Here is a 19,142-nt window from a genome sequence, read left to right as displayed (position 1 = left end):
CTGAAGACGGACTCGATAAGGAGGCCGTCCATGAGTACCCATTCACCCACGCGTGTCTCCGAGGCGCTCCCCGCCGACTGCCGTTCCCGTCTGATGGAGCTGGCCCAAGAGGTCAACTTCGACGAAGGGACGCATCTCTTCCGCGAAGGTGGCCACGCCGACCGGTTCTGGATCGTCCGGTCCGGCACCGTGACCTTGGACGTCCATGTGCCCGGGCGGCGCGCCGCCGTCATCGAGAGCATCGGCGCCGGCCAGCTGGTCGGCTGCTCGTGGCTCTTCAAGCCGTACTCCTGGCGTCTGGGCGCCGAAGCGATGACGCCCGTCCGCGCGTACGAGTTCGACGCGGAGCGGGTCCGGGCGCTGATGGACGCCGACGCCGCCTTCGGCTCTGCCCTGGGCCGCTGGGTCGGGCAGGTCCTCGCCAACCGGCTACAGGCCGCGCGCGTGCGCCTTCTCGATCTGTACGCGCCCTACGGCAGCGGCAGCTTCCTCTGATCGTCCGCACGGCGAAGGAGCCGGTCATGCCCGCATCCCACTACACCGTCAGTGACGTCATGACGCACACCGCCATCGCCATCGGCCGCGAGGCGTCCTACAAGGAGATCGTCGAGCTGATGCACCAGTGGAAGGTCAGCGCGGTCCCCGTCCTGGAAGGCGAAGGTCGGGTCGTCGGCGTGGTCTCCGAGGCGGACCTGCTACCGAAAGAGGAGTTCCGGCGGACGGATCCCTCTCTGCCCAATCAGCTGGAGGAGGCGTCGAAGGCCGCCGGTGTGCTGGCCGAGGAACTCATGTCGAGCCCGGCGATCACCGTTCACCCTGACGCGCCCGTAGCCGAAGCCGCCCGGATCATGGCGCGCAAGCACGTCAAGCGCCTGCCCGTGGTGGACGCGCTCGGCATGCTGGAGGGTGTGGTCAGCCGCAGCGACCTCCTGAAGGTGTTCCTGCGGCCCGACGAGGAGCTCGAGGAGGAGATCCGCCAGAGCGTGCTCACCGAGCTGACACCCGGCGTGAACGTGGATTTCGCCGTACGAGACGGCGTCGTCACTCTGCGCGGCCCACTGCGGGACCGGGCCCTGGTCCCCCTGCTCGCGCGGGCGATCCGGGCGGTCGAGGGTGTCGTGGACGTCCGGATGGAGCTGAACGGCGCCGTCGCTGCCTAGCGCATTCGCACGGCCACGGGGTGCGTCGCACGCCTTCCTGAGACAATGCGGACGGGAAGCGTCATGGGGACCAAACCAGGGGCGATCATGTCCGATGATCCGAAGGCATCCGCTGAGGCGCCGATCAAGGTGTTCCTCTTGGACGACCACGAAGTGGTCCGTCGCGGGCTGCGAGACCTGCTGGATGCCGAACCGGACATCAGCGTCGTGGGTGAGGCCGGCACGGCCGAGCAGGCGCTGGCCCGCGGACCGGCCCTGCGCCCGGACGTGGCCGTGCTCGACGTACGGCTTCCCGACAGCGACGGCATCACCGTCTGCCGCGAGCTGCGCTCTCGCATGCCCGGTCTGGCCTGTCTGATGCTGACGTCGTTCGATGACGAGGACGCGCTGCTGGACGCGATCATGGCGGGCGCCGCCGGGTACGTGCTGAAGCAGATCAAAGGTTCCGACCTGGTCTCCGCCGTACGGACGGTGGCCACCGGGCAGTCCATGCTGGATCCGGCCACCACCGCCCGTCTGATGCGCTCCCTGCGGGACCCTGAGAGCGCCAAGGAACCGGAAGATGCCCGCCTGGCGGCTCTGTCAGAACGCGAGCGGGCAGTGCTGGAGCTCATCGGTGAGGGTCTCACCAACCGGCAGATCGCGAAGCAGCTCTACCTGTCCGAAAAGACGGTCAAGAACCACATCTCACGGCTGCTGGGAAAGCTCGGCGTGGAGCGGCGGGTCCAGGCTGCCGTCATCGCCGCCCAGGTGCACGAGCACGACGCCGGGCCGGCGAAGCACTGAAACGACGGCGACGGTCACCGCGAGGGCGGGACCAGGGATACCTGCCACTCCAGGCGAGTGCCGGGCTCACCGTCGCCCCGCGCTGCGACGTCCATCCGGCCGCGGAGCCTTTCGGCACGCTCCGCCAGGTTCCGCAGTCCGCTGCGCCGACCGCCCGCGGGCAGGCCGACACCGTTGTCCGTCACGGTGAGGGTCAGGTTCCCGTCGGCCGCAACGATCGAGACCTCGACGCGCGTGGCCTCGGCATGGCGGGCGACGTTGGCGAGAGCCTCCCCCACCACGGCGATGACCTCGTCGGCGACGGCCGACGGTACGTCGGTGTCGATCAGACCCTCCATTCTCAGGGCCGGCGCGAAGCCGAGGGCGGCAGCGGCCTCGTCCAGGGCCTGGACAGCGCGGGAGCGCAGCTTGGACGCCTCCCCGGGGGCGTCGTGCTCACGGAGCCCGAAGATGGTCGATCGGATGATCTTGATGGTGGCATCGAGGTCGTCCACGGCACGGGCGAGGCGTTCGGACGCCTGGGGATGGTCGACGAAGCGCTGGGCGCTCTGGAGGGTCATGCCGGTGGCGAAGAGGCGTTGGATGGCTAGGTCGTGCAGGTCACGGGCGATGCGGTCGTGGTCCTCCAGCAGGCTCATCTGCTCGGTGTCGCGGCGCCGGTCGGCGAGCTCCAACGCGAGGGCGGCCTGACTTGCGAACCCCGGAAGCGCGGCTACCTCCGTGGTGGCGAAGACCGGGCGACCGTGCCGCCGGGCGAGCATCAGGACGCCGCTGAGCTTTTCCTTGGTGCCCACTGTGACGGCCACGGCCGGGCCGAAGCCCGTCCACCGCTCAGGTTGCACAGTGACGCGCTCGTCGGTCGCCACGTCGGGAACCGTAATGAGGCCGTTGCGGGCCAGTGCGGCCTCGGCGAGAGTGCCTTGGGTGCTGGGCAGGACGATCCCGCGGTGTGCCTCGGCTCCCTCCCCGAGTGCGAGGGAGCCTCGCAGTTCACCGGCGGAGCCGAGCAGGTAGAAGACGCCCATGTCGGCGATTGTGATGTCCTTGGCCCGTTCCAGCATGCCCTCGAGGACCTCCTCCTCGGGCGCGCCGGAGAGCAGGGCGCTGGTGATGTCGGAGCTGGCCTCCAGCCAGCGCTCACGCAGTCGGACCTCCTCGAAGAGCCGGGCGTTCTCGATGGCGATGCCGGCCGCGACGGCGAGGGTGGACAGGACCGCCTCGTCCTCGGCGTCGAATTCGGCTCCGCCGCGTTTCTCGGTCAGGTAGAGGTTGCCGAAGACGTCCTCGCGGACCCGGATCGGGACACCGAGGAAGGAGTGCATTGGGGGGTGGTGGTCCGGGAATCCGTAGGAGGCAGGGTGCTCGGACAGCTCCGACAGTCGGAGGGGTTCGGGATGGCGGATCAGCTCGCCGAGGATGCCGTGGCCGGAGGGCAGGTCTCCGATCTGTGCGCGGAGGCTGTCGCTGATGCCGACGGGCAGGAACTCGGCCAGCTTCTTGTCGTTCCCGATGACTCCGAGGGCCCCGTACTCGGCATCCACGAGCACCACGGCGGCCTCGACGATGCCTTGCAGGACCTGAGGCAAGTCCAGCTCCCGGCCCACGGACATGACGGCCTCGAGCAAACCGTTCAGCCGGTCCCGCGTGCCTCTGACCTCGTCGATCCGTACCTGCAGCTCGTCCAGCAGCTCGTCGAGCCGTAGTCGAGGAACACCGCTGCCGGTGGGCTGTTCCCCTGTGCTCATGCCCACCTCCGGACGGAAGCGATGGCGAGAAGGCCACCACTTCCACGGTATCCCCGGCCTGAGGGCCCGGCGTTCCCAGTCAGTGGGAGGCCATTGCGCCGTTCGGCCTACGCTCGTGCCGCGGCGTGCCGTCGTCGTGCAGGTGCCGGACGTGGGCGTCCGGACCGGGGAAGAACACGCTGGTACGACCGGTGTCGGACCAGCGCACGTCGTACGGCGGGGTTCCGTCGTCATGGTGCAGGGCGATGACTTCGCCGTCACGGCCGGGCTTTCCGATGGTGGGGCCACCGACGACGATCTGGTCGCCCACCTTGGCGTGGATCCCATGGCCGTCGGCAGGTGAAGAGGCGTTCATGGTCATGCCTTTCTGTGGAATGCGCTGCGGAGGAGCCGGGCAGTGACGAATGCTGCGAGGGCTGCCGCGGTGGCGAGCCCCGTGCCGGCCCAGCCGACCGGCTGGGTGTCCAGCAGCGACTGCAGAGCGGGAACGTGCAGGGCAGCCATCGCCAGGAGGGCGGAAACCGCCACGGAGGCGGGGAGGAAGAGGTTCTGGGTGGTGAGCAGCCGGCCCCTCAGCCCCAGGGCCACGCCCAGCTGGGCACCGAGCAGAGACAGGAAGAGCACGCTCTGCCAGGGCAGGTCCATGGCTCGCGCGCCCATGCCGGCGATCAGGCTCAACGCCGTCACGGCCGCGGCGAGGACGAGCAGGCGCTGCCACACTCCTGCGGCCAGGATGTGCTGCCCGGGCGGCCGGGGCGGGCGCCGCATGGCTTCCGGTGCGGCGGGTTCCGCGCCCATGGCCACGCCGGTCAGGCCGTGGGTGAGGAGGTTGATCCACAGGATCTGCCCCGCCCGCAGCGGCAGGGCCAGGCCGAGCAGGGGGCCTGCCAGCATCACGAGGATCTCGGCGGCTCCACCGGCCATGGCGTAGACGAGGAAGCGCCGGATGTTGTCGTAGACGCGGCGGCCTTCCTCGACGGCCGTGACCACGGTGGAGAGCTCGTCGTCCGTGAGGACGAGGTCGGCGGCCTGGCGGGCCACCTCGGTACCGCGCGCGCCCATGGCGACGCCGATGTCGGCCTGGCGGAGGGCGGGGCCGTCGTTGACGCCGTCCCCGGTCATGGCGGTCACTGCGCCGCGGGCGCGCCAGGCGTGGACGATGTCCAGCTTCTGCTGGGGATCGGTCCGGGCGAAGACGCGGACCGCGGTCAGGTCGGTATCCGGTGCCGCGGCCAGCTCGGGTCCGGTGACGACCGCATCGGATGGCCCGTCCTCTACGAGGCCGATGCGTACGGCGATGGCGTGGGCCGTCGCGGGGTGGTCGCCGGTGATCATGACCGGGGTGATGCCGGCGGCGCGGCAGGCTGCCACGGTGGCCGCGGCCGCCGCTTTCGGCGGATCGCTGATGGCTATCAGGCCGAGAAGGCCCAGTCCGCGTTCCGCCTCGGTGGCGGGCGGATTCCACTGGAGCCGTTCGGTGCCTGCCACCGCCAGGACCCTGAATCCGTGCGCGGCAAGCTCTGCTGCCCGTCGGCGGGCCTGGTCCAGGACCTCGGGCGGCTCGGCGAGCACCCTAGGAGCCAGGACGGCCTCGGGCGCCCCTTTGAGGCAGACCAGAACGTTGCCGTCCGGCAGGTGGTGGAGGGTGGTCATCCGTTTGCGCAGGCTGTCAAAGGGGGCTTCTCCGATCCGGGGGCAGTCCCGGTGCAGCTCGGCAGGGTCGGGGCAGCCGGCCTTGGCAGCGGCTGCCAGCAGTGCGGCCTCCATGGGATCGCCCACGGCCGTCCACATGTCGGATCCGCTCTGGGGCGGTTTCAGGCTTGCGTCGTTGCACAGTGCCGCCGTGGTGAGGAGCTCCTGTAGTGGGCGGAGCTGCTCGGGTGTCAGGGAGCGTCCGGAACGGGTCAGGGCTCCGTGGGGTTCGTATCCGCTGCCGGACACGTCGGCGGCTCCGGACGGCGTCCACACGTGCTGGACGACCATGCGGCCCTCGGTGAGAGTGCCGGTCTTGTCCGTGGCCAGCACGCTCACCGAGCCGAGTGTCTCGACCGCCGGCAGGCGTCGGACCAGGGCTCCCCGGGCCGCCATCCGGCGGGCCCCGAGGGCGAGGGCCAGGGTGACCACGGCGGGCAGGGACTCGGGTACCGCGGCGACGGCCAGGCTGATGGCGGTGACCGCCATCGTGCTCGCGCCGAGGCCGCGGACGAGGCCCAGGGCGAAGAACAGCACGCACAGGGCGAGAGTGACGGCGGCCAGAACGCGGCCGAGGGAGGCGAGGCGGCGCTGGAGCGGGGTCGGCTCGTGTTCCCCGCCGAGGAGCGCCGCGATCCGGCCGAGGGCACTGGAAGATCCGGTGGCCGTGGCGGTCGCGGTACCCCGACCGCGCACCACGACGGTGCCGGCGCCGACCGTGTCACCGGCAGTTTTGGCGACGGGTTCCGATTCGCCGGTGAGCATGGACTCGTCCAGCAGGAGGGCCGACGCCTCGGTGAGATCGGCATCCGCGGCGACGATGTCCCCCTCGCCCAGCAGCAGGCTGTCACCCGGCACCACCAACGCCGCCGGCACCTCGTGGGCGGCGCTGTCACGCCGTACCCGTGCGTGCGGGGCCGAGAGAGCGGAGAGAGCAGCGACTGCATGGTCCGCCCGGACCTCCTGGGTGACTCCCACGGTCGTGTTGAAGACGACCACCAGCCCGATGACGAGGGCGTCCGGGTGGTCGCCGATCGCGATGGTGAGGAACGCGGCACCGAGCAGCACCATGATCAGTGGATCACGCAGCTGTGCCAGCACCCGGCGGTGGAGGGGGGTGGGCGGCGGAGGTTCCACCTCGTTGCGGCCGTACCGGGCCAGTCGGCGTTCGGCCTCGGCCTGTGTCAGCCCCGCCGGGGCTGAGGAGCCGGCGGACGGCATTTCAATCGTGCGGCTGGTCATGGCCGGTTCATCCGGTGGAGACGGTGATCACCGGGCAGTGCGCGCGGTGCAGGAGGCCGTGGACGACGGATCCGATCCGCATGCCGGTGTAGCCGCCGCGGCCGCGGCGGCCCACTACGACGGCCAGGGCGTGCTCGGCGGCCCGGGCCAGTTCCTCGACGGGGTGGCCGGTGAGGACCTCGTGTGTCACGTGCACGTCCGGGTACTTCTCTGACAGGCCGGCGGTGGCCTCCGAGAGCAGGGTGCGCTGGGCGTGCAGCGCCACCTCCTCGCTGTCCAGCATGATGAGCGGCGGCTCCCACACGCAGACGACCCGCAGCGCCGCCCCTCGAAGGTCGGCCTCGTCGAAGGCGAAGGTCAGCGCGGCCGTGGCGGACGCGCTGCCGTCGATCCCGGCGATGACATAGGGCGGCTGCTGGCTGATGTGCTCGGCGTCGCCCACGACGACGACCGGGCAACGGGCCTGGGCGGTGACGGGGACCACGAGCGAGCCAGCGCTGAAGAACTCGGCGGTTCGGCTCAGGTGCCGGGACCCGAGGACGATCATGCGGGCTTCTCGCGCCGCGCCGCCCAGCACGGGAGCGGGGAAGCCGCTCAGCAGGTCACCGGTGACAGCCACCTCGGGGTGGCGGTCACGTACCCAGTTGCGCGCTTGTTCGAGCCGGTCGGATCCAGCCTGCCTCAGGGCCGTCTGCCGGAGGGTGTCGTCGACATGCTGGGTGTCGTGCTGGGGCGGTACGGCGAGCACCAGGCGCAGCGGGAGCCGTCGTCGTTGTGCCTCGTCGGCGGCCCAGGCCAGGGCAAGGTGCCAGTCCCTGGCCGGGTCGATGCCCACGACGATGTCACGGCTTCCTGCGGGGTGGATGGTCATGACTGGCTCCCGAAGTCGCTGCCGGTCCGGGGAATGAGGAGGACGGGGCAGTGGGCGTGGTGCAGCAGGCTGTGCGTGGCCTTGCCCAGGTTGGGGGCGAGTCCGAGGGACCCTGGGACCCGGCGCCCGCCCATGACGAGCAGGTCGGCGTGCCGGGACGCCTCGACCAGGACACCGGCCACGGAGATGCTCTTCTCCGCATCGGCCTGAACCTCCAGGTCCGGAGACTCGCCGCGGACCACGTCCGCGACGGCCCGCAGGGTCTCTGCGTGCCCGCCTGCGATCTCGTCCACGCCGTCGAGCATGCTGACCACCTCCCCGACGGACTGGAGCACGTTCCACACGTGCAGCAGCCGCAAGGAGGCCTTGTGCAGCTCGGCTTCCTTGGCGGCGTACCGGGCGATCAGGAGGTCGTGCTCATCGCGGATCGCCGCGAGGACCGTGCCGCTCTCCTCGGCCCCGTCGATGCCTCGGACGACGATGACGGGCGTCATGGCGATGGCCGCGGTCCCCAGCCCGACCGAGCCGAGCATGAGGGAGTTGAACCCGCCCAGGCCGCGGTTGCCCACCACGACCGTGCCGTGGAGCCCGCCGGCCCGGTGCAGGGTGTCTACGGCGCCAGCGCGGCTGAATTCGGTGGTCACGGTCAGCCCGGGGTACTCGGCCGACACAGCCTTCGCCGTATCGTCCAGGAGTGCCCGTCCGTTGACGCGGACCCGTTCGATGGTCTCCGCCGACAGGTACAAGGCCCTGCCGTCGGTGTCGGCGCCGTAGACGATGTGCAGAGGACGGTCACGGCGGACGGCTTCCTTGGCCGCCCACAGGGCGGCGACGCGCGCCGATTCCGAGCCGTCCACGCCGACCGTGACCGAGCTGGTGTCCGGGGTGCGGAACATAGTTTCCACGATTCCTCCCAACCGAGAAGCCTGTGAGGGACACCCCTCACGCTGGCAGCGTCGACGCTCTGGGAAGAGGGCCGCCCGGGGCCGCAGATGGGACCAAAGGTCCCCAACGTCGCGACCCGCCACCCCGGACCCCTACGGGCCCCTGAACGGGGCCGTTCGGCCCTCGCTCACCAGCGGTCACCGGTGGATGGTGGGGGCACACCCCACACCGGACATCAGCCTCGCGTGACACGGCGGAGCAGGAGGGCCTCATGAAGCATCTCAAGGTGGCGGACCTGATGACCGACGAGGTCGTCTCCGTGGCCCCGGGTACCGCCTTCAAGGACGTCGCGAAGCTCCTCGCCCAGTACGACGTCTCCGGAGTTCCTGTCCTGGACGACGAGGATCGTGTGGTGGGCGTCGTCTCGCAGACCGACCTACTCGCCCACACGATGTCGGGCTCCCATTCCGCCGGGCAGAGCAGCACGGCAGCTGGGCCGCCGTGCGCGGGCGGGGTCATGTCCGCGCCCGCGGTCACCGTCCATGCCGAAGAGACAGCGGCTGACGCCGCGCGGCTGATGACCCGCCGGAGCATCGAACGCCTCCCCGTCGTGGACGTGGAGGACCGGCTCGTCGGCATCGTCACCCGCCGGGACCTGCTACGCGTGTTCCTGCGCCCGGACTCCGAGATACGCCGGCGTGTCACCGACGACGTCCTCACGGACGTGCTCGGTGTGCCGGCCGGTGACGTCGACGTTCACGTGGTGGACGGCATCGTCACCCTGGACGGCCAGGTCGAGCGCCGGAGTCAGCTCCCCGCACTTCTCAGCCTCGTCGAACGGCTCGACGGGGTCGTCGCGGTGGCATCCCGTGTCACCGCCCGCACCGACGACACGGCAACCCACGCGGACCATGCCCGGCACGCAATGCCGTGGTGATGAGCGCCGGACCGCACGAAGGGAGTCAGAGCCATGAAGAACCACGTGACCGTCGGAGTCGACGGCTCCGAGGAGAGCCGGGCAGCAGCACGCTGGGCCGCGCGGGAAGCCGTCCTGAGGCAGGTGCCCCTGCGTCTCGTGCACGCCGTCGACTGGCCCCTGGACCCGGTGTTCCCCGGTGTGGGCCGCCAGGACGTAGATCGCTGGGCGGATCAGGCCCTGGCCGAAGCGGCTCAGGAGCTGCACGGGCGCCACCCGCTGCTGGAGATCACGACACGCTGCCTGACAGCACGGCCGGCCGCCGCCCTCGCGGCCGAGGCAGCCGACGCCGGGCTGCTGGTTCTGGGATCGCGCGGGCTGGGCGGCCTGGTCGGATTCATCGTCGGCTCGGTGGCGATGTCCACAGTGGTCGGGACCGACACGCCGGTCGTGCTCGTTCGCGTCGCCGACGACCCGGACGGCCCGGGCACCGGATTCGCAGCCGAGGTCGTCGTGGGGGTCGACATTCACGAGGCCTGCGACCGGGTACTCGCCTTCGCCTTCGAAGAGGCGGCCCGGCGCAACTGCCCGCTGCGGGCTGTCCACGGCTGGAAGATGCCGGCCGCCTACAGCTACGTCCCCTTCTTCGACCCGGACAACGAACGGGACATCGGCAGGAGCGTCACACACATGACGGACGACATGCTGCTGCCCTGGCAGCACAAGTTCCCCGACGTGAACGTCAGCCAGAACGTCTTCATGGGATCGGCGGGCGGACATCTCGTCCGTGCCTCGCAGGGTGCGGGACTCGTCGTCGTGGGACGCCATGCGCGCCGCTCTCCCCTCGGCGCGCACCTCGGCTCGGTCGCCCACGCGGTCCTGCACCACGCAGCAGCCCCCGTGGCCGTCATCGCCCACGACTGAAGGAGCGGTAGGCGGAACACGCCCCGAACCCTCCGCACGGCACTACCTACGGACGGGTCAGACCATTTCGAGTTCCGGCCGTTTCATCGAGGAGGAAGGCCATGAGGCACCTGCGCAGCGTCGAGGACGTCATGACACACGCCGTGATCTCCGTCGACCAAGGAACCGCGTTCAAGGACATCGTGGAAGCGCTGCGGATGTGGAACGTCAGCGCGCTCCCCGTCCTGGCACAGGACGGACAGGTGGTCGGCGTCGTCTCCGAAGCCGACCTGCTGCTCGAGCCCCAAGGAACCGACACGGCCCACGACACCACCGCCGAGCAGCTGATGACGCGCCCGGCAGTGACCGTCACGAAGGACGCCACCATCCCCGCCGCGGCGCGTCTGATGGCCCGCGGGCACCTCAAGCGCCTTCCCGTGGTCGACGGCGACGGCCGCCTCGTCGGCGTCGTCAGCCGCGGCGACCTGCTCAAGGTCTTCCTGCGGCCGGACGACGACATCGGTGCCGAGATCCGCGAATTGATCATGTACCAGCTGATCCCCCACGGTTCCGCCGAAGTACACGTCCACGTCGCCAACGGCATCGTCTGCCTCAACGGATCGCTGCCGGACTCCGCGATGGAAGACGTCGTCGTTCGCGCCGCCGGCACCGTACCGGGCGTCGTCGACGTCAAGACGGATTTCACCGTCCCCGTCTCCGCATGAGGGCATCACCTCTATGAGGCACCGTAGCGTCGCGGACCTGGTGACGCCCACCGCCCTCACCGTCCGGCGCACGACCGCATTCAAGGAGATCGCCAGGCTCCTGAAGGAGTTCGATATCACCGTCATGCCCGTGATCGACGAAACCGGGCACCCGGTGGGCGTCGTCTCCGAAGCCGGCCTTCTCCGCCGGCGGCCCGCCGGTGGTGCGGCGACGGCCGAGGAGCTGATGACGAGCCCGGCTCTCACAGCTCGCCGGAGTGGAGTGTGGTCCGCGCGGCCCGGGTCATGCAGCGCCACCGGGTCAAGCGGCTTCCGGTCGTCGATGAGGAAGGCCGCGTGGTCGGCGTCCTCAGTCGTAGCGATCTGGTCCAGCTCTTCCTCCGCCGCGACCACGCGATACAGGAAGAGATCCTCGAGGACGTCCTCACCCGGACTCTCCACCTGGCTCCTTCGGCCATCAACGTCGAAGTCGACGACGGCCTGGTGACGCTCAGCGGCACCAGGCAGCAGCCCGGGCTGCTGCCCGTGGTGGTGCGTCTTTGCCAGAGCGTCGACGGGGTCGTCGACGTCGACAACAGACCGACCTGTGCCGAGGCCGAGCCGAGCTGAGTGGGCAAGCAGGGGCCGGTCGGTCCCCGGATGGGCCGCTCGGTCCTTCCCAGGGCAGGACGAGCGGACGAGGCTGAGAGAAGCCGACCATACGCCCCGGGAGGAACACCATGTCGAACCGGATCACGGTAGGTCTGGACGGAGCGGGCGCCGACACCGCCGCTGCCGACTGGGCCGCCCACGAGGCCGAACTGCGTGGCGCGGCGCTGGAACTCGTCCACGCGGAAGACTGGGCGCAGTACGGTCCTTTCGCCGTGCCGCTCCCTGAACCGCGTGATCAGTGGGCGGAGGAGCTCCTTTCGCGCACACGGGACCGGCTGCTGCGCGAATACGGCACGCTCGACATCAGCACCCACGGCACGAAAGGACTCACGGCCTCCAAGGTCCTCGCCGCCTCCGCAGCCGATGCGGACCTGCTCGTGCTCGGCTCACGCGGTCTCGGCGCCATTGCCGGGTTCATCGTGGGCGCGACCGGTTCGGCGACCATCCCCGAGACCGACACGCCCGTCGTCCTCGTGCGCTCCGTCGACGGCCAAGACCGTCCGCCCATGCACGCGGGTGGTGCCGGACCGGTGGTGCTCGGAGTGGACCTGCGCAGCAACTGCGACCGGCTCCTCGCTTTCGCCTGCGAGGAAGCGGACCGGCGGGCCTGCCCGCTCGTCGTCGTACACGGCTGGTCGCTCCCGCCGGTCTTCTCCTACGCTCCCGTCCTCGACCCCGGCGTCGAGAGGGAGATGGCCGACGGACTAAAGACCACGCTCAGCGAGCTGCTGCGCCCCTGGGAGAGGAAGTACCCGCGGCTCACCCTCGATGCCCGCATCGTCATCGGCCAGCCCGCCATCCAGATCCTGGACGCCGCGTCCGGCGCGGCACTCGTCGTGGTCGGCCGGCGTATCCGCCGTCCGGCACTCGGCGCCCGCATCGGCCCCATCACCCACGCGGTGATGCACCACGCCACCTCACCGGTCGCCGTCGTGGCACACGACTGAGGCCGCACAGACAGGACCAGTCCCGTGACCGCAACACACCTCGACCCCGACACCGTCATCCAGCTCGTCGGCGACGCCGTCACCGCCCCGTCCATGCACAACGCCCAACCATGGAAGTTTGTGTTCCATTCCGGCAGCGGCGCTCTCGCCCTGTACGGCGACCCGGAACGCGCGATGACGCGGACCGACCCGAACCACCGCAGCCTCCACCTCGGTTGCGCCGCGGCGCTGTTCAACCTGCGCGTGTCCGCGGCCTGGATCGGTCTCCCGGTCCGCATCCAGCTCTTGTCCGACCACGACGAACCATGGCTGCTCGCCACCGTGACCATCGACGAAACTGCGGGCGCGGACCGCGAGCTCGCCTCCCTGCACGACGCCGTCCGGCGTCGGCACACCAGCCGGTACCCCTTCAGCGAGGAGCCGGTGCCGACCGCACTGCTCGACGGTCTGCGGGCCGCCGCCCACTTGGAAGGCTGCCGCCTCACCGTACCGGACACCTGGCACATCGACACCGTGCTCGGGTTGGTGCGGGACGCAGAACACCGCGAGGAGATCGATCCGCTCGCCCGGGCGGAAACCGCGGCCTGGGCCTCCCCGACGCAGGACGCTCCGGGCGCGCGCAGTGACGGCATTCCCGCCGCCGCGTTCGGACCGAAGGCTTCTGGCGGCCGCACGCCCGTACGTGACTTCGGCTGGGCCAACCCGATACCGGATCGCGGCTGGGCCGTGTTCGAGCAGCGGCCGCAACTGGCTCTGCTGAGCACCCCGGGGGACACGAGGGCCGACTGGCTGCATGCAGGCCAGGCAATGGAGCGGGTCCTTCTGCAGGCCACTGCCGACGGCCTCGCCACGTCGATGACGTCACATCCCCTGGAATGGCCGGAGTTGCGCTGGACGGTTCGCGACCCGGTCGCGGCCATGGGACACGTGCAAATGGTCTTCCGCCTCGGCTACGGCCCCGCAGGCCCCGACACGCCCCGCCGCCCGTTGACCGAGGTCCTGGAAATCCGGGTGTAAACACCACCGGCGCGCATCGCCAGTCCGGCGGGCAGCAGGGTGAGCATGCTGTCGGCTACTGGGCCAGGACGGGCGGTGGTGCCCTCGGCAGCCGTGTCGTGCTGGTAGACATCGGGGATGCCGTCGTTGTCGGCGTCAGCGTTCTCGGCCTCGTACAGCCGCCGGTAGACGGTGTTGCGCCGACGCAGCAGGACGGCTGCGAGGACCGCGGCGATCAGCGAGGCGACGAGCACGGCGGCCTTGACGTGCTCGCCGGTCTGGCTGCCGGGGAAGGCGAGTTCTGCGATGAGGAGGGCGACGGTGAAGCCGATTCCGGCCAGTACGGACAGGCCCAGGACATCGGCCCAGGCGAGGTCGGGGTTGAGCTGGGCACGGGTGAAGCGGGCGGCCAGGTAGGTTCCGGCGAAGATGCCCGCCGTCTTGCCGACGACCAGGCCGATCACCACAGCGAGGGGCTCGTGGCTGGTGAACACCGCGCCCAGGGCGGGGCCGGAGATGCTCACCCCGGCAGCGAACAGCGCGAACAGCGGCACCGCGATACCGGCGGAGAGCGGGTGGGCCAGGTGCGAGACCCGCGAAGCGGGCGAGACGTCCTCGCCTACGTCACGGGTGGTGCGCAGGATCAGGCCCATGGCGACGCCGGCGACGGTGGCGTGGACGCCGCCGTTGTACATCAGTGCCCAGGTCACTACCCCGAGGGGCACGTACCACCACCAGCCGCGCACCCGCAGCCGCTGCAGCAGGTAGAAGAGCACCAGGCCCCCGGCGGCTCCGGCGAGCGCCCACATGTTCAGGTCGGAGGTGAAGAACACCGCGATGATCAGGATCGCGCCCAGGTCGTCGACGACGGCGAGGGTGAGGAGGAAGGCGCGCAGGGCGGCCGGCAGGTGGGTGGAGAGCACCGCGAGGACGGCGAGGGCGAAGGCGATGTCCGTGGCCATCGGGACCGCCCAGCCCGCACTGCTGCCGCCGCCCGCCGTGGTGGTGGCCAGGTAGAGGGCGGCGGGTACGGCCATCCCGCACAACGCGGCGATGACCGGCAGCGCGGCTGTGGCCGGGGTACGCAGCTCACCGACGACCAGCTCGCGCTTCAGCTCGATCCCGGCCACGAGGAAGAACACGGCCAGCAGCCCGTCCGCCGTCCAGTGCCCCACCGACAGGTCCAGGCCGAGCGCCGGTATCCCGAAGTGGAAGTCGCGCACGGACGCGTATGGCGCGCTCCACGGGCTGTTGGCCCAGATCAGCGCGAGGACGGCCGCACCGAGGAGGACCAGGCCGCCGACGGTCTCGGTGCGCAGGGCGCGGGTGATCGCCTGCCGTTCCGGCAAGGGCAGCAGTCCGAGGAAAGGGGAGCGGGTGCCGGCCATGGCAGTGGCCTCCGGTACGTCGACGACGAGAGGGCACACTGCCCCCAGGACGCCGACCAGACTTCCCGGCACACCGCGCGCCAGCTCTTGACGCGTTCTCTACACCGTATCCACCGGAGGGCGGGCTGTCTGCCCCGGAGCCTCCGCAAGATCACAACGGTGTCAGGCTGTTGTCAGTTTTGGAGTAAGGCGCAACACCATCCAGCGATGGCGGCGAGCACGAGTGCGGCGGCCGCGTAGGGCTCGGGCCGCTCGGCGGGCATCGTGTAGAAGGCAGCGCCAGCGATCGCGCGGATCGCGCCCCTCTCCAGCAGGGGCGAGGCCAGACAGCGAGCGGGGTGGCGGGTCATCGCGGTTCAGGGCCCGGCAGGCGAGGCGTGATGCAGGCGCGTGCGGAGCGTTTCGGCGTGTGGCCGGCTGAGCCCGGAGTTCGTCGGCCTGTTCGGTGGCGGCCTGCTCGTACTCGCGCACGCTCCGCAGCAGGCCTCGCGCTCGCCGTGTCGAGGCCGGGCAGGGCTGAACTGCTCTGCACCGAGCAGCCCGGCGGAGCACGGAGTCATGTGGGCAGGCCGGGCGGGCGGGTTCCGAGGCTGGTGACGGCAGCCACGGCGGAGAGAGCGGCGAGGAGTACGAACAGGGCGGGGTAGCCGCCGAGCGGTGCGGCGAGGGCGGCGCCGACGAAGGGGGCGAGGGCGGCCGCGGTGTGGGCCGGTGCGGCAAGGAGCCCGGAGAGACGGCCGTAGTGGGTGGTGCCCCAGCGGTCGGTGACGGCAGTGGCCTGGAGGAGGGTGAGGTTGCCGCGGACTGTTCCCGCGACCACGGCGAGTGCGACCAAGAGTGCGTAGGGCCCGGCGATGACCGCGAGAGCGGCGGTGGTGAGGCCGCCGAGTCCGACCAGTGCGGTGGTTCGGGCGGTCACGCCGGTGCGGCGGGCCAGGGCGGCGTAGAGGGTGCGGCCGAGAGTCTGTCCGGCGCCGCCGAGTCCGAGGGCCCAGGCGGCTTGGGAGGTGGTGTATCCGCGTTCGAGCAGGAGGGGAACGAGCCCCATCACGACGGCGTACATCGCGAACCCGGAGAGGGCGAAGGCGGCGGCCAGCATCCCGAAAGCCCTGCTGCGCACCACACGACCTCTGCCCTCGGCGGCATGGGCGGGGCCTTTGGCGGCGGGCGGCCAGGGGGCTTTGAGTGCGAGGGCGTGGGCGGGGATCGTGACGAGGGCGAGGATCGCGGCGAGCGCGGTGTAAGTGGCGCGCCAGGACATGTGGTCGGCGAGGACGGCGGTCAGGGGTGCGTAGAGCGTGGAGGCCAGGCCGCCAGCGAGGGTGACGATGGTCAGGGCGTGGATGTGGTTGGGGGCCCACCAGCGGGTGAGGGCGGCGAAGGCGGGCTGGTAGAAGGTGGCGGCCATCGCCGCTCCGGCCAGCAGCCACCCTGCGGAGAAGACGGCGAGGTTGGGGGCGGCGGCCACGGTGAGCAGGCTGAGCACGCCGACGACGGAGCCGGCGGTCATGACGAGGCGGGGGCCGCGGTGGTCCAGGACGCGGCCGACGTAGATACCGGTGAGGGCGGAGACGAGGAGGGCGGCGGAGAACGCGGCGGCGGTGGCGCCCGCGCTCCAGCCGGTGTCGGCGGTGATGGCGGGGTTCAGGACGGGGAAGGCGTAGTAGAGGATGCCCCAGCTGGTGATCTGGGTGACGCACAGGGCGGGCAGTGCGGCGCGTGGCCGCGACCGGACCCCCGTCCCGGTCGCGGCCACACCGGCCTCGGTGTGCGGCATGTTGTTCAGCAGCCGCCGGAAGAGGGGGCGGGGGGGCCGACGGTGAGGGTCGCGGGCGCCGCGCAGCAGCCGCCGCTGGTCTCTTCGGCGGCCGCGGGCTGGTCGAAGAGGCCGGCGCCGCCGCAGACTCCGGTCTCGGGGAGGGTGAGTTCCACGCGTTCGGCGGCTTCCTGGTCGCCTGCGAGGTGGGCGGCGATGGAGCGGACCTGCTCGTAGCCGGTCATGGCGAGGAAGGTCGGCGCGCGGCCGTAGGACTTCATGCCGACGAGGTAGACGCCCTGTTCGGGGTGCGACAGTTCGTTCACGCCGTGCGGGTAGACGGTGCCGCACGAGTGCTGGTTCGGATCGATCAGCGGCGCGAGCTCGACCGGTGCCTGGAGGCGCTCGTCCAGGCCCAGGCGCAGCTCGGAGACGAAGGACAGGTCGGGGCGCAGGCCGGTCAGGACGATGACCTCGTCGACCGCGTCGAGGCGGCGGCCGTCCTCGGCGACCAGGATCAGGCGGCCGTCGCTGTCGTGCTGGATGGCGTCGGTGCGGAAGCCGGTGACGGCGTCGGCGTAGCCGTTGTCGACGGCAGCCTTGGCGGCCAGGCCGAGGGCTCCGCGGGCGGGGAGCTGGTCGGCGCTGCCGCCGCCGAAGGTGGAGCCGGAGATACCGCGGCGCAGGATCCATGTGGCATGTGTGCCGGTGGCGTCCTCGGCCTTGGCGAGGTCGGCGAGGTAGGCCAGCGCGGTGAAGGCGGAGGCGCCCGAGCCGATGACGGCGGTGCGCTTGCCCGCGTACCGGGCCCGGGTGGCCGGGTTCTTGATGTCGGGGATGCGGTAGGAGATCCGGTCGCCGGCAGCCTTCTCGCCGAGGGCGGGCAGGCCGTCGCCGCCGATGGGGCTCGGGGTGGACCAGGTGCCGGAGGCGTCGATGACGGCGGAGGCCAGGATGCGTTCCTCGGTGCCGTCCGCGTTCGCGATGCGCACGGTGAAGGGCTGCTGCTCGCGGTCGGCGTCCACGATCCGGTCGCGGCCGAGGCGGGAGACGCCGGTGACGGTGGCGCCGTAGCGGACCCTTTTCCCGAGGACGTCGGCGAGGGGCTGGAGGTAGAGAGCGGCCCAGTCGGCGCCGGAGGGGTACGTCGCGCCGTCGGGTGCCGTCCAGCCGGTAGGAGCCAGAAGCTTCTCGGCGGCCGGGTCCACGAGCTCAGACCAGGTGGAGAACAGCCGAACGTGACCCCATTCGCGTACCGCGGTGGCGGCGGCCGCTCCGGCTTCCAGGACCAGGGGCTCGATGCCGCGCCCGGTGAGGTGGGCTGCGGCCGCCAGGCCGGCGGGGCCCGCTCCGATCACGGCGACGGGCAGGGCTTCGGTAGATGCGTTCACGACGGGCTCCCCAATTGATTCGACGTCTGTCGATGTCCTGACGCCTCAAGAATGCACCCGGCATCGACGTTGGTCAACATAGACATCTGTCGAAATTCGAAGGATGATGAGGGCATGTCCCCTGTGAAGGTGTTGCCGCTGCTGGAGCCGGAGGCCGTGGCCCCGTGCTGCCCACCCCTGACCGAGCGCCCGCTGACGGCCGAGGAGGCCGAACGGACCGCCCTGATGTTCAAGGCCCTCGGCGACCCGGTACGCCTGCGCCTGTTCTCCGCCGTCGCCTCCCACGAGGGCGGTGAGGCGTGCGTGTGCGACATCTCCGACGTCGGTGTCTCCCAGCCCACCGTCTCCCACCACCTGAAGAAGCTTCGCGAGGCGGGCCTGCTCTCCTCCGAACGGCGCGGGACCTGGGTGTACTACCGGGTCGAACCGACCGTCCTCGCGGCCATGGGTCAGCTCCTTACCCGCGCGGCCACCGCGTGAGCATCACCATCACGTCACCGGGCAGCTCCTGGCGGCGCTGGTGGAGTCGACCGAAGCCGCGGGGATCCGGACGATCCAGTCCGGGATCTTCCCCGAGAACGCCGCCAGCCTCGCCGTCCACGCGCGGGCCGGATTCCGGGTCATCGGCACCCGCGAGCCCATCGGCCGCCATCACGGCGCCTGGCGGGACGTGGTCCTGCTGGAGCGCCGCAGCCCAGGGGTCGGCCGACCACGTACCGAGCGTTCGCGCCCCGGGTGTCGGCGGCGGGGGCGATCATGCGTGGATGGCTGTCGACGTCGCGTGGGCGCGCACCGTACTCGCCGAGTTCCTCCGTCTGCCGAAAACCTATGTTCCGGCCAATGAGCCCGGGGCGATGGTCTCCAGCCGCTTGAGGAACCGGGGCACACAGCAGGAAATCATCGCGAGTGCCCAGATCGTGAAGCAGAAACTCGACCGGGATCTGCCGGCATGGCGCTCCAACCTGTCCTGCACACGAGCAAACCGATGGCTGCAACCTCGTGAGGCGGGCCCAGCGAGCCGACGTCGCGCTCGTGCGTGAAGCAGAGGTTGGCGAGCGCCCAAGTGACAACGCGCCCCAGATCAGAGC

17 protein-coding genes and 3 pseudogenes are annotated in these 19,142 nt (G+C 70.9%); 12 read left to right on the top strand and 8 right to left on the bottom strand.

Annotation, left to right across the window (positions count from 1 at the left end; translation table 11 throughout):
* The first annotated feature begins 30 nt into the window (after positions 1 to 30).
* The 3 genes from AC07B0_RS35045 (at position 31) to AC07B0_RS35035 (ending at position 1,946) form a co-directional block, all read left to right on the top strand.
* Entirely contained in the window at positions 31 to 495 is a 465-nt protein-coding gene (locus AC07B0_RS35045) for a Crp/Fnr family transcriptional regulator (RefSeq protein ID WP_469378581.1), read from the top strand.
* 26 nt (positions 496 to 521) lie between these two features.
* Entirely contained in the window at positions 522 to 1,160 is a 639-nt protein-coding gene (locus tag AC07B0_RS35040) for a CBS domain-containing protein (RefSeq protein WP_478899972.1), read from the top strand.
* A gap of 87 nt (positions 1,161 to 1,247) precedes the next feature.
* Positions 1,248 to 1,946, top strand: coding sequence for a response regulator (locus tag AC07B0_RS35035; RefSeq protein ID WP_469378577.1), 699 nt, complete (start codon positions 1,248 to 1,250; stop codon positions 1,944 to 1,946).
* A gap of 14 nt (positions 1,947 to 1,960) precedes the next feature.
* On the opposite strand, the gene AC07B0_RS35030 is transcribed toward AC07B0_RS35035, so the two are convergent.
* The 5 genes and pseudogenes from AC07B0_RS35030 to AC07B0_RS35010 all read right to left on the bottom strand — a co-directional run bounded on the left by AC07B0_RS35030 (position 1,961) and on the right by AC07B0_RS35010 (position 8,392).
* Positions 1,961 to 3,691, bottom strand: coding sequence for a sensor histidine kinase (locus AC07B0_RS35030; protein ID WP_478899970.1), 1,731 nt, complete (start codon positions 3,689 to 3,691; stop codon positions 1,961 to 1,963).
* 139 nt (positions 3,692 to 3,830) lie between these two features.
* Positions 3,831 to 4,013, bottom strand: a pseudogene (locus AC07B0_RS35025) (DUF1918 domain-containing protein); the annotation flags it as partial.
* Between the two features lie 35 nt (positions 4,014 to 4,048).
* Positions 4,049 to 6,625 (bottom strand): cation-translocating P-type ATPase, encoded by a 2,577-nt coding sequence (locus tag AC07B0_RS35020; protein WP_478899969.1) that lies wholly within the window; start codon positions 6,623 to 6,625, stop codon positions 4,049 to 4,051.
* Positions 6,626 to 6,632: 7 nt separating this feature from the next.
* Positions 6,633 to 7,496 (bottom strand): universal stress protein, encoded by an 864-nt coding sequence (locus AC07B0_RS35015; protein ID WP_469378571.1) that lies wholly within the window; start codon positions 7,494 to 7,496, stop codon positions 6,633 to 6,635.
* Positions 7,493 to 8,392: a universal stress protein gene (locus AC07B0_RS35010; protein ID WP_478899967.1), complete on the bottom strand. Its 900-nt coding sequence runs from the start codon at positions 8,390 to 8,392 to the stop codon at positions 7,493 to 7,495. The genes AC07B0_RS35015 and AC07B0_RS35010 overlap by 4 nt, the downstream gene beginning before the upstream one ends.
* Before the next feature lie 260 nt (positions 8,393 to 8,652).
* Between AC07B0_RS35010 and AC07B0_RS35005 the strand changes: the two genes are divergently transcribed.
* The 6 genes and pseudogenes from AC07B0_RS35005 (at position 8,653) to AC07B0_RS34980 (ending at position 13,540) form a co-directional block, all read left to right on the top strand.
* Complete coding sequence (locus tag AC07B0_RS35005) at positions 8,653 to 9,318, top strand: CBS domain-containing protein (protein WP_469378567.1); 666 nt, start codon at positions 8,653 to 8,655, stop codon at positions 9,316 to 9,318.
* A gap of 33 nt (positions 9,319 to 9,351) precedes the next feature.
* Complete coding sequence (locus AC07B0_RS35000; RefSeq protein ID WP_478899965.1) at positions 9,352 to 10,221, top strand: universal stress protein; 870 nt, start codon at positions 9,352 to 9,354, stop codon at positions 10,219 to 10,221.
* A gap of 101 nt (positions 10,222 to 10,322) precedes the next feature.
* Positions 10,323 to 10,925 carry a CBS domain-containing protein gene (locus tag AC07B0_RS34995; protein WP_478899963.1) on the top strand — a complete coding sequence of 201 codons (603 nt, stop codon included), beginning with the start codon at positions 10,323 to 10,325 and terminating at the stop codon, positions 10,923 to 10,925.
* 13 nt (positions 10,926 to 10,938) lie between these two features.
* Positions 10,939 to 11,534 (top strand): annotated as a pseudogene (locus AC07B0_RS34990) (CBS domain-containing protein).
* A gap of 110 nt (positions 11,535 to 11,644) precedes the next feature.
* Complete coding sequence (locus tag AC07B0_RS34985; RefSeq protein ID WP_469378561.1) at positions 11,645 to 12,523, top strand: universal stress protein; 879 nt, start codon at positions 11,645 to 11,647, stop codon at positions 12,521 to 12,523.
* 24 nt (positions 12,524 to 12,547) lie between these two features.
* Complete coding sequence (locus tag AC07B0_RS34980; protein WP_469378559.1) at positions 12,548 to 13,540, top strand: Acg family FMN-binding oxidoreductase; 993 nt, start codon at positions 12,548 to 12,550, stop codon at positions 13,538 to 13,540.
* Here the strand turns inward: AC07B0_RS34980 and nhaA are convergent.
* The 3 genes from nhaA to AC07B0_RS34965 form a co-directional block, all read right to left on the bottom strand.
* Positions 13,474 to 14,907, bottom strand: a complete 1,434-nt coding sequence (gene nhaA / locus AC07B0_RS34975) for a Na+/H+ antiporter NhaA (RefSeq protein ID WP_478899961.1) — start codon at positions 14,905 to 14,907, stop codon at positions 13,474 to 13,476. The two genes, AC07B0_RS34980 and nhaA, sit on opposite strands and share 67 nt — an antisense overlap.
* A gap of 556 nt (positions 14,908 to 15,463) precedes the next feature.
* Positions 15,464 to 16,684, bottom strand: a complete 1,221-nt coding sequence (locus AC07B0_RS34970; RefSeq protein ID WP_469378552.1) for an MFS transporter — start codon at positions 16,682 to 16,684, stop codon at positions 15,464 to 15,466.
* Between the two features lie 5 nt (positions 16,685 to 16,689).
* Entirely contained in the window at positions 16,690 to 18,054 is a 1,365-nt protein-coding gene (locus AC07B0_RS34965) for an NAD(P)-binding domain-containing protein (protein ID WP_469378550.1), read from the bottom strand.
* Between the two features lie 114 nt (positions 18,055 to 18,168).
* Here AC07B0_RS34965 and AC07B0_RS34960 point away from each other — a divergent pair, with 114 nt between their 5' ends.
* The 3 genes and pseudogenes from AC07B0_RS34960 (at position 18,169) to AC07B0_RS34950 (ending at position 19,094) form a co-directional block, all read left to right on the top strand.
* On the top strand, positions 18,169 to 18,534 hold the full coding sequence (locus tag AC07B0_RS34960) for an ArsR/SmtB family transcription factor (protein ID WP_469378548.1): 366 nt from the start codon (positions 18,169 to 18,171) through the stop codon (positions 18,532 to 18,534).
* A gap of 13 nt (positions 18,535 to 18,547) precedes the next feature.
* Positions 18,548 to 18,757, top strand: a pseudogene (locus AC07B0_RS34955) (N-acetyltransferase family protein); the annotation flags it as partial.
* A gap of 61 nt (positions 18,758 to 18,818) precedes the next feature.
* A complete protein-coding gene (locus AC07B0_RS34950) occupies positions 18,819 to 19,094 on the top strand; it encodes a hypothetical protein (protein WP_469378546.1) in 276 nt (91 codons plus the stop codon).
* The last annotated feature ends 48 nt before the right edge of the window (positions 19,095 to 19,142 follow it).

This window comes from Streptomyces sp. NPDC044704 (assembly GCF_056433525.1).
This window is presented reverse-complemented; position numbering and strand designations above follow the sequence as displayed.